At 56.5% G+C, this 13,229-nt stretch carries 11 protein-coding genes; 2 read left to right on the top strand and 9 right to left on the bottom strand.

Going from position 1 to position 13,229, the window contains the following annotated elements; translation table 11 throughout:
* The 8 genes from V7730_RS19665 to V7730_RS19630 all read right to left on the bottom strand — a co-directional run.
* The coding region (locus V7730_RS19665) for a DUF4893 domain-containing protein (RefSeq protein ID WP_335749279.1) at positions 1-326 on the bottom strand (326 nt) is incomplete at its 3' end.
* Positions 323-703 (bottom strand): DUF2237 family protein, encoded by a 381-nt coding sequence (locus V7730_RS19660; protein WP_335749278.1) that lies wholly within the window; start codon positions 701-703, stop codon positions 323-325. The genes V7730_RS19665 and V7730_RS19660, both read right to left, overlap by 4 nt.
* 10 nt (positions 704-713) lie before the next feature.
* Complete coding sequence (locus V7730_RS19655) at positions 714-1,877, bottom strand: serine hydrolase domain-containing protein (RefSeq protein ID WP_335749277.1); 1,164 nt, start codon at positions 1,875-1,877, stop codon at positions 714-716.
* Between the two features lie 63 nt (positions 1,878-1,940).
* Complete coding sequence (locus V7730_RS19650; protein WP_335749276.1) at positions 1,941-2,993, bottom strand: DUF2332 domain-containing protein; 1,053 nt, start codon at positions 2,991-2,993, stop codon at positions 1,941-1,943.
* Positions 2,990-3,691, bottom strand: a complete 702-nt coding sequence (gene pth, locus V7730_RS19645) for an aminoacyl-tRNA hydrolase (protein WP_335749275.1) — start codon at positions 3,689-3,691, stop codon at positions 2,990-2,992. The genes V7730_RS19650 and pth overlap by 4 nt, the downstream gene beginning before the upstream one ends.
* 679 nt (positions 3,692-4,370) lie before the next feature.
* The gene (locus tag V7730_RS19640) at positions 4,371-5,012 is read right to left on the bottom strand and encodes a 50S ribosomal protein L25/general stress protein Ctc (protein WP_335749274.1); all 642 of its coding nucleotides are present in this window, start codon (positions 5,010-5,012) and stop codon (positions 4,371-4,373) included.
* A 180-nt stretch (positions 5,013-5,192) separates the two neighbouring features.
* Positions 5,193-5,783 (bottom strand): hypothetical protein, encoded by a 591-nt coding sequence (locus V7730_RS19635; RefSeq protein ID WP_335749273.1) that lies wholly within the window; start codon positions 5,781-5,783, stop codon positions 5,193-5,195.
* Positions 5,783-6,949: an alpha-hydroxy acid oxidase gene (locus tag V7730_RS19630; RefSeq protein WP_335749272.1), complete on the bottom strand. Its 1,167-nt coding sequence runs from the start codon at positions 6,947-6,949 to the stop codon at positions 5,783-5,785. Before V7730_RS19630 ends, V7730_RS19635 begins: the two co-directional genes overlap by 1 nt.
* Before the next feature lie 555 nt (positions 6,950-7,504).
* On the opposite strand from V7730_RS19630, the gene V7730_RS19625 reads away from it, so the two are divergent.
* On the top strand, positions 7,505-8,482 hold the full coding sequence (locus V7730_RS19625) for an LOG family protein (RefSeq protein WP_335749271.1): 978 nt from the start codon (positions 7,505-7,507) through the stop codon (positions 8,480-8,482).
* 42 nt (positions 8,483-8,524) lie between these two features.
* Positions 8,525-9,922: an MBL fold metallo-hydrolase gene (locus tag V7730_RS19620; RefSeq protein ID WP_335749270.1), complete on the top strand. Its 1,398-nt coding sequence runs from the start codon at positions 8,525-8,527 to the stop codon at positions 9,920-9,922.
* A gap of 530 nt (positions 9,923-10,452) precedes the next feature.
* Here the strand turns inward: V7730_RS19620 and V7730_RS19615 are convergent.
* The gene (locus V7730_RS19615; protein ID WP_335749269.1) at positions 10,453-12,759 is read right to left on the bottom strand and encodes a mechanosensitive ion channel family protein; all 2,307 of its coding nucleotides are present in this window, start codon (positions 12,757-12,759) and stop codon (positions 10,453-10,455) included.
* Between the last annotated feature and the right edge of the window lie 470 nt (positions 12,760-13,229).

The following is a 13,229-nucleotide window of genomic DNA, read 5'->3' as shown; positions in this document are numbered from 1 at the left end:
AGATGCATCTTAGCCAAGCCGCAAAACTGTCCTAAAAAGCAGGACCACTTCAAAACAACCAGCTCCGATAGACCACCAAGTTTCATCGTGCGGCAGCGCCAGTCCCCCTGCAGGGACGGATCGAAGGCGACCTGTGGCTTGCCCGACAGTGCAGTGGTGAGCGCGGCCACATCCTGCGCCGTGTCGCCAGCCAAAGCCTCTAGCATAGCGGTGCCCACAATGCGCTCAAAGCGGTCCAGCCTTGCCTGCTCTTGCGGTCTGATCTCTTGCGCGGTCGCTGCCTCAGCGACGAGTAACGTGAGGCACGCGAAAAGTGTCTGCCTCATGCGCCCTCCTCCACGGCATGGGAGCGCAACACCTCTAACGGTACAATTTCCAATGCGCGGATATGGGTCGCGGCAAGGTGGACTTGCGGTGCACAGCCTTCTTCGGCGGCTTGCATGAAGCGTCCCGCACACAGGCACCACGGGTCACCGGGTTTGAGCCCAGCAAAGCCATAGGCCGGATTGGGCGTGGACAGGTCATTGCCTACGTATTTTGAAAAGGCGAGGAATTCAGCCGTCATCACCGCGCAAACCGTGTGGCTTCCCTGATCTGCGGCGCAGGTGTTGCAATGCCCGTCACGGAAAAATCCCGTCACGGGATCGCTGCCGCAAAGCGCCAGCTCGCCGCCTTCGACGTTGATGCTCTCGTCCGGTTCCATGGTGGTCTCCTTAGATGCTGTTGGCGATGATGCGGAAAATGTCGACGTTCTGATCTGCCACACCTTCTTCGCGGAACTTGCGGTCTGCTGCGTTGGTGGCGATTACGATGCCTCGTGGGCGATTGATGTAAACGTACTGGCCATATATCCCGCGGGCCATGAATTCACCCGGTACGGCGCCTTTCGGAATCCACCACTGATAGCCATAGCCGATTTCGCCTGTAGCGGTCGGGGCCGAAGCGGTGGTCGAGGCCGCGACCCAGTCCTTGGGTACAATTTGTTGACCGTTGTAGAACCCATCCTGCAAGAACATCTGGCCCATACGCGCATAGTCGCGCGTGGTCAGGTTCATCCCACCCAAAACAAAAGCCGTGCCAAACCCGTCGGTGAGATAGTAGGGCGCATATTCCAGCCCCATAGGGGCGATGATTTTCTCACTTAGCAGCTCTGCAATCGGACGCCCGGTGGCCCCGCGTACAACCATGGACAGCGCATGCGTATCGATGGACACATATTTCCACTCTGCGCCGGGGGTGGCGAAGGTCTCATCCAGGTCGGCGGCAAAGTCATCCATGCGACCCCCCAGCGCCAACACGCGACCCATACGATTGATGTCGGACTTCGGATCAAGATAGTCCTCATCAAAGACCACGCCGCTGGCCATATTCAGCACGTTGCGGACGCTGGCTTTGTCATAGGCTCCGCCGCCGAGGGCAGGAGCATATTGCGTCACCGGATCATCAAGCGATGCAATTGCGCCTTCCTCCACCAATACGCCGATCAACGCAGAGAGATAGCTCTTCGCGACCGACCACGAAATGCGTAGGTCTTCAGCGGTAGTGCCCTTGTAATAGCTTTCATGCACGATTTCGCCGTCCTTGAGCACGACAAGCGCAGTCACATCGCGCGCTGTAACCCAGTCCGCCACTTTTGCTTGCATTGGTGCATCGGCGCCGTAGTTCAGCGGGGTGGTCGGGCCAGTACCGCGTGAGACGGGCGTGGTGAGGAACGCCTCGTTCATGTGGGAGAAATTGCGAACGATTTCGTCTTCGGAAAATAGCGAATTGACTGCCAGAAGCCGTGTGATCTGTTCGCGCTGCCAAAGCCCAGCGGCGGCAGCCGCCAGTATAAACATAACGAAAATTCGAAAGATCCACTTACCGATATTGCGCATGTTTTGCTCCCTGCCTGATCACGTTCACTCAATCATGCCGGTCAATGACAGGCCAGCAGAAGTTCAGTGCAGTGCCGCGCCTTTATAGCGCCAATCGATCCAGCGGCCATGGAAGTCGGCTCGCCCCAGTTCAAGGGTAAGGTTGCCGGGCCAAAGCCGCAGAGTCAGGGCGGCGCCCTTGCCGCCCGTTGTGTCGCCATCGCTTTCCATGGAAAGCCAAGCAAGGGGGCGGTCCTCGGTCGCTTGCGCGCCTGCGGCTTCAATCAGTGCGGTGCCGTGGGCTTGCACGGCGTCGGGAAAATACTGCCATGCTACGGAATGTTGGATTAGATGCAGCCGCCCCTGTGGCGCTGTGGCCAATCGCCCTGACAACCAGTCAACCGCGTCGCCAGTGTCGACCTGTGCGGTCATGACCGAGGCCGCCGCACGGGTGAGTGACAGGCGTTCCGGTTGATCGGGCCACAAATAAGCGGTCAAGCGTAGCAAGTGATCGCCGCGCTTTGGATCAAGCGGGTTGAGGTCTACGCCTGCGCGCGCCGGAATTTGCGGCGTCAGCGCCGGTGGCATGGCGCCTGTCCAGTCCGGTGTCAGCGTCAGGACCGGCATATCCGACCCGAAGCGTTTGCCAGACAGCTCTAACGCATATTTGTCCCACATCAGGTTAAGCCCACCGCTTGCGCCAAGCTCGCTCAGATGCAGGGGCAGGCTAAAATGCGATACGGCCACCCGCGCGCCAGCGATGAGCGCAGCCGAGCGGCGGACCTCGTTGGTTTGGGGCGGGCTGTCTGTCCAGTCGTTCATGAAGGCTGCATGAGTCTCAAGCGCGCTAAGGATGGTATCCCGCAAGGCGGTGTCGTTCGTCTGGTTCGGTGGGTAAACCGCCATCAGCGCTTCATCCCGACGCGTGAGTACCAGCGCGTGCAGGCCCGCGGCGGTACGCAGCGGCAAGGAGTGGCCGGCTGGGCCGATATCGCCCTCGAAGCCCGCGAATTTCTGGGCCAACGCGCTGTCTGCGGGCCAGTTGTCAGCCAAAATACTAAGAAGTTGCGCCATGAACGGGCTGCCAAGGGCACCGCAGGAAGCAGCCTGATGGCGAAACGCCTCAATCAGGGTCACTTGAAACGGGCCATCAGTTTTTGCAGGGCCGATTGTTTATCGTGCGGCTCCGTCGGCTCTTTGGTTTGAGGGGCTTGGGCTGTTGGGGCAGCCGCTTTGGCAGGACCTTTGGTGCCCGTGGATGGGCGGGCAGGGGCGGTGCGCAGACTAACGGCATTCATGAATTTGGCGTTATCGCCTTCGGCCAGATAGGGCGCACCATCGCTGAGACCGCGCAGGACATCGTCCAGCCAATCGGCATCTGCCTTGGAAAAATCGTGTAGCACGTAGCCAGGCACGCGGTCCTTGTGCCCCGGATGGCCGATCCCCAGCCGCACACGGCCATAGTTCGGTCCCAAGTGTTTGTGGATCGAACGCAGCCCGTTATGGCCTGCATGTCCGCCGCCCATCTTGAATTTGACCTTGCCGGGGGCGAGGTCCAGTTCGTCATGCAGGACAATCACATCTTCTGGCTCCAGCTTGTAAAAACGCATGGCGGCAGCCACGCTGTCACCGGATTTGTTCATGAACGTTTCGGGGCGCAGAAGCACCGCACGGATGCTACCAAAACGGCCTTCGGTCACACTACCCTGATGCTTGCCCTTCCATGCGGGAAAGCCGTGGTCTGCGGCCATCTGTTCCACCGCCATAAAGCCGATGTTGTGCCGGTTGCGGGCATATTTTTCCCCCGGATTTCCGAGACCTACAATCAGTTTCATGTGCTGCTCCGTTGCTTGATGCTACCATACCGTTCAGGCAAGGGGCGGTCCAGCGCGGCGGGTTCATAATCGCCGTCCTGCGCAGGGGGCGTCGCAATTTATCGTCAGGGGGGCCTTCGGTCAGAAACTGGTCTGGATCGAAGGGCCGAAAGCTTGCCTCAGTGGGGATTGGGTAGCGAGAGCCATCAGTTACTGGCCCATCGGCATTCCACACAACCTGAAGCTGCCGCTTATGTTTGCGGTAAATCAGGGAAGGATTGGCTACGAGTTTCACCAAGGTGTCTTTGTTGTACTGTTGGATGAAGCAGCCCGCGCGTTTCGCCTGCCATGGCGAAGGCGGCGCAGATAGAACGTAAAAGCAAGGAGCAAGGGCGCGCAGGCGGTGACGAGGTCGAGCAGAAGGGCATCTGCGCTATTGGGTCTCAGGTCTAACAGGGAGAGACAGGCCTAAACCGTTTCTCGCAGCATAGAAAACCGCAGCGATATAGGCCAGCGTCATGGGGGCAAAGACTGCGACCCATATCACGGACTGGCGCTCCATTCGCGCAAATGTTGGGCCGAGTTCGAGGGAGGGTCTTAAAGGCATGGCGCACGTTAGGCATTGGCGCGCGTGCGGGTCAAGAAAAACGGGGCCGCCCGTAAGCGACCCCGTCTATCAATACGTCAGTGGTGGGGAGGATTACTCTTCGCCGCCCTCTGCTGGTGCTTCGTCTTCTTCGGCGCCGTCATCGTCGGCTCCCGCAGAAATGAGGCCGGATGGTGCAGAAACCTGTGCGATTACAAAGTCACGGTCGATGACTGGCTTGCAGCCTGCTGGTAGTTTAACATTCGCGATTGTCGCGTTGTCGCCGATCTCCAGTTCGGAGATGTCTACAACGATGCTCTCTGGAATGTCTGCTGCTGTTACCAGCAGTTCGACTTCGGAGCGTACCAAGTTCAGCGTGCCGCCCTTTTTCAGGCCTGGGCACTCTTCTTCACCAGAAACTTCGACGTTGATGAAGAGGTTGATCTTGGTTGTACGCTTGAGACGCATAAAGTCGACGTGCGTTGGCAGGTCTTTTACAACGTGGCGCTGAACGTCGCGGCAGATAACACGAACGTCATCGTGGCCTTCGACTTTCAAGTTGAACAAAGTCGCTTTGAAACGGCCTTTGCGCAGCATGGTCAGCAGCTTGTTGAAATCCATCTGGATTGGCAGCGGGTCAACGTCGCCACCAAAAACAATACCAGGGACCAAGCCATCACGACGTGCCTGACGAGCGGCGCCCTTGCCTGTCCCCGTGCGTTCCTGAACTTCAAGATCTGGGATCTCTCCGGCCATAATAATTCTCCATTATATTTAGGGCGGGAATCCTCCAAGGCTGTATCCCCACGTGAAGCCGCGCGTATAGCCGCGAATCCGTTTCGGGGAAAGAGTAAATATGAAGGGGGCATGCGAAAGCGATGCGCCAGTCGCCTTCGGGAAACTCCGCAGGTGTTTTTGTGGCCCAAAGAAAAGGTGTTAGGCAGGGGGCTCGAGATGGCCGCCAGCAGCGGTGACGCGGGCGTGCAGGTCTATTTCTTTGGCATAACGTTCACTAAATGCGGCCAGCGTCTGGCTGGAGATCGCTGTATCCGCTGGCGGGGACACATTTTGGGGTTTGAACGTAATATTGTCATTCACGCGGGCGCAGAGCCAGTTACGCAGGGTAGGCTGGGCCTCATAGGCGAAAAGGTGGGTAATGCCGAGCGCACCCTTGGCGTTGGTGAGGAGGTTGAATTGCGTGCCGATACGCGCCCACTCGGGCGGGGAGGGGGAAAGTACGGCCTGCACAAAGCCGTCGAAATCCACGTCTAATGTCTGGGCGCGGTAGCGATACCAGCTACGCAGATGCTCCAATGGCGCGCGGATAACAGCCATCGTTTCTGGCTCCAACCCGTATGCCTCCCGGAGGAAGGGCGCGATTTTGCGCTGGTAGCGGCCAACGGGGGTATGCTTGCGCTGCTTGTAGAATGCGATGTCTGCCCACGGCTTGAGCGCGACTTCCATCGCGGTCGAGCCGGTTTTGGGCACGGAAAAAAGCACAAGGTTCTGCTCGGAAAAAACGAGCATCAGTCCTGCCAGTCGCCCTCGAACCCTTTGGGCACCAGCAGGTTGTGACGGCCCAGTTTCTCTACATGGGTTTCGCCGCACAGCGCCATTGTGGTGTCGAGTTCTTTGTGGATGACTTCAAGCGCGCTGGTAACGCCGGCCTGACCCATGGCGCCAAGGCCATAGATAAATGCGCGGCCGATGTAAGTGCCTTTGGCCCCCATCGCCATCGCCTTGAGCACGTCCTGACCGGAGCGGATGCCGCTGTCGAGGTGGACTTCAACCTGATCGCCAACCGCATCCAGGATCGAGGGCAGCGCGCGGATCGAGCTGAGCGCACCGTCAAGCTGACGCCCGCCGTGGTTGCTTACGATGATGGCATCAGCACCAACCTGCATGGCCATTTTGGCGTCTTCGGCGTCCAGAATTCCCTTGAGGATAACCTTCCCGCCCCATTGTTCCTTGATCTTGGCGATTTTGGACCAGTCAAGCGTGGGGTCAAATTGCTCTGCTGTCCAAGCGCTTAGATCGGAGGCGTCGGAGATATTATCAACATGGCCAACGATGTTGCCGAACTGGCGGTTCTTGGTTTGAAGCATCTCGATGCCCCAGCGCCATTTCGTCATCAGGTTGACGATGGTGGACGGGGTCAGTTTCGGCGGAGCGGTTAGGCCATTCTTGATGTCCTTGTGACGCTGTCCAAGGATTTGCAGATCCAGCGTGATCACAAGGGCCGAGCATTTCGCAGCGCGTGCCCGTTCGATCAGACGGCTGACGTAATCTTTGTCGCGCATTGTATAAAGCTGGAACCAGAAGGGCTTGTTCGTCGCGGAAGCCACATCTTCGATAGAGTTAATGGACATGGTCGATAGCGTAAAGGGCACGCCGAAGGCTTCTGCCGCGCGGGCGGCCTTCATCTCGCCGTCCGCATGCTGCATGCCGGTCAGGCCAACGGGGGCCAGCGCCACGGGCATCGCGACATCTTCGCCAATCATCTTCGTCGCTGTGCTGCGTCCCGACATATCGACGGCCACACGCTGGCGCAGGCGGATTTTATCGAAATCAGAGGTGTTCTCTCGGAAGGTCTGCTCGGTCCAGCTGCCGCTTTCTGCGTAGTCGTAGAACATTTTCGGGACGCGGCGGCGGTGGAGGCGTTTGAGATCGTCGATATTGGTGATGACGGGCATGACAGCTTTCCGATTTTATTGGTCATGTTTGTTTACCAATCCACACGATCTAGATCAACTGTGCAATTTTTCTGCGTGTAGTGAGGATTAAGGTTATGATGGAGCTTAGCTGCAGTTTTGCGTTGTGCAGCGAATGTCCGCAAAGAGCCCAATGTATCAGGTGCTGCGTAGCCCACCCAATGACGGTTAAGCACAGGATAGTCCTGGGCGTGCTTATTGTGAGAGCCAGCGACACTCAACATAACCAGCGGTTGGTATGGGCGATGTGCCCCGTTGAGTGGTGAATGCAATTAAAGCTTGATTTCGATCAAGGTTCGAAAGTGTTCTCCGTGCGACAAGAGGAGAAGAAAATGGGGTGTCCGTTCTTATTTGTGAGCAATATGATCCACTCCGGATCTAGACCGGAAAATGATCCCGAGCACGTGCTCATTTGCTGAGAGTTTGGATTGGATGGATTGGCGATTCGTTTGCTCAGGGCTGAACTATCAAGACATGGGTATCAAACATTTGATGGCATAATTTCGCGGACACTGGGAGATGCGCAAGGGGGACGTTTTGAAAAAACGAGTTAGCATCGTACCTCCGGCTCGCGCGGTTCCAGAGCCTGCACCCAAGACGCGGAATGTACCTTTGCCTTGGCAAACGCCAAAGGCCGCCTTGGAAGACAAGGAAGCCCCTGCAAGGGTTGCCGCGATCCTGAAAAGCAAAGGGTACCTGCAAGCCGACCAAGACGTTGCCTTTCTCGGTTCTGATGACATGCGCGGTGTCCGTTTGCAGCTTGATTTCATGAAGGCTGAAAAGGGGCTCACGGATCATGAGGTCAAGCATACGATAGTTGTTTTTGGCAGTACTCGCATTCCTGAACCCGTTGCTGCGCGCGAGCGATTAAAACAGGCACGAAGCGAATTAGATGCCAATCCCAAAGACCCTTTATTGCTAAGGATGGTTTCGATTGCAGGGCGTATTCTCAAGCTAAGCTGGTACTATGCGATCGAGCAGGAATTCGGCGACTCTATCGGGCGCATGAAAGAGGTCCGTGACGGCGGAAGGATTGCCCTCATGACAGGCGGGGGGCCAGGAATAATGGAGGCTGCGAACCGTGGTGCATTCCATGCCGGGGCAAAGTCAATTGGTCTAAACATAACATTGCCACATGAGCAGTACCCCAATCCATATCTGACGCCGGGACTTTGCTTCCGTTTTGATTACTTTGCCTTGCGGAAAATGCATTTTCTGAACCGGGCGCGTGCTCTTGTGGCTTTTCCCGGTGGCTATGGCACCATGGATGAGGTCTTTGAAACTCTTACGCTGGTGCAGACCCGTAAAATCCTGCCCTTGCCGATTATTCTGGTGGGGCGCCAGTTCTGGTCGCGGGCCGTTGATATTCCATATCTTGTTGAAGAAGGGGTCATCGATCCCGAGGACGAAGACCTGTTCTGTTTCGCTGAAACTTCGAACGATATTCTGCAGATCATCTCTGATTGGTACACTAAAGCGGGCGAGCCATTCATTGAAAAACCAACAAACCACTAACTGAAAAAAAAGGACCTTACAAACCAGATTGGAGCCGAACTTATGAGACTTTCATTCCATGGTGCCGCCCAAAATGTAACTGGCTCTTGCCATCTTCTTGAAGCAGGCGGATTGCGAATTCTGATCGATTGCGGAATGTTTCAAGGCGCGAGACATGCTGATGAAGAGAACGCCGGTGATTTCGGTTTTAAGGCCTCAGAGATAGATTATCTGCTTCTGACCCACGCGCACCTTGATCATTGCGGTAGGATCCCCTTGCTCGTTAAACGTGGTTTTACTGGAGAGATTATCACCACAGCTGCAACCCGTGACCTGGCCAAGCTGATCATGATGGATTCAGCACATATCCAAGAAGAGGACGCTGCGCGGGCGTCCCGTCGCAGGCGGCGCGGTGGGCATGGAGATATCGAGCCGCTTTACAACCAGATCAATGTGTTGGCCGCTCTGGATAGCTTCGGGCGGAATGTACGGTACGATGAAGATATTGCCTTGAATGACGCTGTGACAGTGCGCTTCATAAACGCTGGGCATATTCTAGGTTCTGCCTCTATTATTGTTGAAGCGGTTGAAAAGGGAACCACACGTCGGATTGTCTTTTCAGGTGACCTTGGCAGCCCGGGGCATGCGATCCTGGCGAATCCAATACCTCCGCCAGAGTGCGACTATCTTGTTATGGAAACAACCTATGGTGACAGGATGCACAAGAATCTGGATGCTTCTGTTGTCGAGTTTGTGGAGGCGATCAGCAAGACCATTTCCAGAGGCGGAAATGTCGTGATCCCCACCTTCGCCATGGAGCGTACTCAGGAAATCCTGTTCCACTTGAAAAAAGCGATCGAAAGCTGCGAATTACCCAGATCGCTTACTGTTTTTTTGGACAGTCCCATGGCAGTGTCCGCGACTGAGATATTCCGTCGGCATGCTGACGGATTCAGTGACGAAGTTCGGGATGAAATGCTTGCCGGAAAACAGCCTTTTAATCCGCCGGGCCTGCGCTTTACCCGTCAGACGGCCGATTCCATGGCAATTAATCGCGTAAAGGGCGGAGCGGTGATTATGGCAGGATCGGGAATGTGTACGGGTGGGCGCGTGCGTCACCATTTGAAACACAATATTTGGCGTCCGGACTGTAGTGTGGTTTTTGTAGGATTTGCTGCGCAGGGCACATTGGCACGCCAGATCGTTGACGGGGCAAAACATATCCGAATTTCTGGCGAGGACATTCAGGTAAAAGCCGACATCTACACGATTAATGGTTTTTCTGCGCATGCCGACCAAAGGGAACTGCTTTATTGGGCATCTAAAGCAGGTAAGCCCGAGACGATTTTTCTGGTTCACGGAGACTATGAAAAAGGCATGTCCAGTATGCAGAATGAGTTGGAAAAAAAAGGTCTAACAGTCCAATGTCCAACGCTGCATTCCACAGTTGATCTGGAATAACATGAAATCGGGAAAGTCGGCAGTGTGGGGGGAATCTGGTTTGCCAAGCGGAAGTTGGCTGTCTGCTTAACAAAATGGACTTTTTAGCCTTGGCGGCCTCTCAGAGAAAGCTGCGCTGCAGCGTCGGGTAGCATGGCCAATGTTCGCACTGGGCGGAAAGTGTGCATTCGCTGCGCTGAACAACAAGGTCCGCTATGCGGACAATATGTAAATTCGCTGCAAGCGCACACACGGCTGCTTTTCGGAGCTTTGTGGACCTTCACAATAGATTGCATACAGATCGCACATCTCCAGAGGCTAAGACCTTGATCCAGAAAGACAGTCTGTCCATTCCTCCATCTGCCGCATGGCGTTCGATTTGAAGTCAACTTGCCAACACCAGACTTCCGTGGCGTCAGCGGCTATCCTTCCGCTTCCAGCATCTCGTACATCTCCGGGATGGCAAGCGCGGCATCAGCCCGAAAGAACTGCATCAGGTGATGATCCACTTAAGGGACGCGAAAATGTGGAGCGACTTAGGGAATGCGGTCTCAGGCTGGATTTGATGCCTTTTGCTCATCTTCAGTATTTCCGTCTTCCTCGGACAGGAGCCTGATCGCGCGTGTTGGATAGGCAAACCCCACGTCCATACTGCGTGCGAGATCGACAATGTCACCGATCAGTCGGTGCCTTGCCGCGATATAGCCGTCATAGTCCGCGAGGTTGAAATACCCCCAAAGTTCTACGGTCAATGCCGACTCGCCAAATGATCGCAGCCCGACATATCCCGTCGTGTCATCTGCGGCGGGCTGAGCAAGATACGCCGCCCGCAGTTGGGTCACGAAGGCATCTAGCCGGTCACGCGGTGTTTCGTAGCGCAGGCTGATTTCAAGGCGTACCTTGCGCTTGCGCCGCTGCCCCCAGTTTACGATCGACTTGTCGGTCAGCTGAGAATTCGGAATCACCAGAAGTGAATCGTCAAAGGTCCGCATGCGTGTTGATCGAAGGCCGACATTCTCGACCGTGGCCATCTGACCTTCGGCCTCAATCAGATCGCCTCGATGAAAGGGCCGGTCGCTCATGAGGATTGCGCCGCCGATCAGGTTGCTGACGGTATCGCGCGCCGCAAAGGCCAACGCTATGCCGCCGACCCCAAGGCCCGCAATGACGCCCTCATAGGGGATGCCCGTGATATCTGCTATGGCGATAATCCCTGCGGCCACAATTCCGATCTTGAGCGCACCCGTGACCAGCGAAACAGCGATATCGTCTACAAAGCCGCTTGTGCGTTTGGCCCGCTGCTGAAAGTAACCTCCTGTCAGTTCGGTAGCAGTATATAGCAACCAGCAAAGGGCCGTCGCTGCGATCGCGGCAAGCGCAACCGTCACTGTACCAAGCACCGTCTCGGCCAAACCCGCCCAAGTGAACACGAGAACGCCGAATCCCGCGCCCACCAATACGGCGGTCGGCCTGCCGAGCCGTCTGGCCGCACCGACGCGCAAGCCACGTTCGGCGCGGCGCAGGCTGCGGCTGAGAACGAGGGACACGCCTTTTCCTATCAGCCAGCCTAAGACCACGGCGAAGACCACAGACAGTGGAATGACCAGCCACTGCCAGAGCTCCAAAGGACCGGGACGCAGGAGAAGCCCAGGGAACTTCGCGCGGATACTCTCGCGGACTCGGAAAAAGCGCGTGATGGGCTCTGACGGTGAGATTCCGGCGGCGATTGGCAGGTCCTGCATTTGCGCAAAGAGTTGCGGCGCGTTGCGCAGGGTCTCTGCCGAAAATTTCCATCGGGTCGGCTCTCCCTCGGGTCCCGGCACTTGCTCAATGACGACCGAGCCCGCTGGATGCCGGTAAAAGACGTAGGCTCCAGCCCGGTCCGGATTGTCGGAGATCTCTTGCCAGGTCACATAACCGGCGCGGTCGATAACCTGTTTGAGATAGTCCGCAAGCAACGGGGCCTCGAAGCTGTAAAGCCGTGGCGGCAAGAACGAAAGATCGATAGCCGCAAGCGCCCTCTCACGTCCACCCGTGTGCCAGTTTCGCGTACCCTGCAGAAAATCGCGCATGGCGGCGCGCGGGCTGTTCGCGGCCGCCTCTTTCAGTTGTGAAAGCGTGTCATGGCCAAGTGCTGCAACTATATCGTCCACGGCCCGGCGTAGGTTGGGCGCAGGCGGGACGACCACAAACCACTCATCGCCGATTTTCCGGAGTTGTATGCTGTATTCGAAATTTCCTGCCGCAGGACCGATGGAAAACTCGGCGGCTTCACCGTCAACACGCCGGGGCGCGTCGTAGATGCGGAAGGTCGACAAATCAAGCAAGGTCCACAACAAGCGGCGGCGCCGCCGTTCGTCGCGCGCGTCCGTGGGTTGGCCAACATACAGCAAAAGCGAGTCAGCGGCGTTGGCTGCCGAAAGGCTACCCTCGTAGACGGCCTCATTCTCCAGATAAACTAGCGACCGTAAGGCCGCGCGCGGGGTGTCGTGGATGACGTCAGCCAACCTAGATGCGGCTACGTCGGAAACTCGCTTGCCGTTCCAATATTCTCCATCGACGAACCGGCCAGTGAAACTGTGGCCGTCCTCAGACAGGGCAAACACAATGGTCCCGGAGGTGTTGTCTTGAAACCAAGAGCCGCGCATAACCCGGCCTTCGATGTGCCCCTCAATGCGGCCTTCACCCGGATCATAGGTGCCCGAAACTTTTCCGTCTTGCTGTTGCAGCAGCAGACGCGCTTCGCCGTCGCGCCAGTAGGTATCCCAGCGGCCGGACCAATCGTCTGTAACCTGAGCCCACAAGTGGCTGGAAAAGAACGCTAATAAGAAAGCGCAAAGAACGCCGACACGGACCACGGGACACTGCCTCCTCAGGATATCTCAAGATAACGATAAGCAGTTCTGGGGCTATGTCCACTCCTTGCCCGGCCCGGGGAAATGGTCTTACGGTGTCTGGCGCCAGCGGCAATGGGACAGTTTAGGGTGATGTTGTGCTAAACATGACTTGCCCGCGGTTCCGACAACCGCCCTACAAGGCGCGACAGAAGGCGATTTCATGTTGTACACAGAGTGCACACTGCGCCACCTAATTCGTTGAAAGAATTGTTGAACCCGTCCAACCCATCATGAGACAGACACTATAAATCGCCTTTGAATGACAACTTATGAAATACTTTCGGTCTTTGATGCATGTAGCAGCGTCGAGTAGTTTGGGCTCGAAGCCGACCTTTGCTGCGGCTGCAAGGGGTACATGGGGCGACTTGACCATCTCAATGTCCGCTATGCGGGGCGATTTCAACGGGTCGACGCAACACTTTAATCTTTAG

The sequence above is a fragment of the Sulfitobacter sp. genome (assembly GCF_036961165.1).
Taxonomy (GTDB): Bacteria; Pseudomonadota; Alphaproteobacteria; order Rhodobacterales; family Rhodobacteraceae; genus Sulfitobacter.
This window is presented reverse-complemented; position numbering and strand designations above follow the sequence as displayed.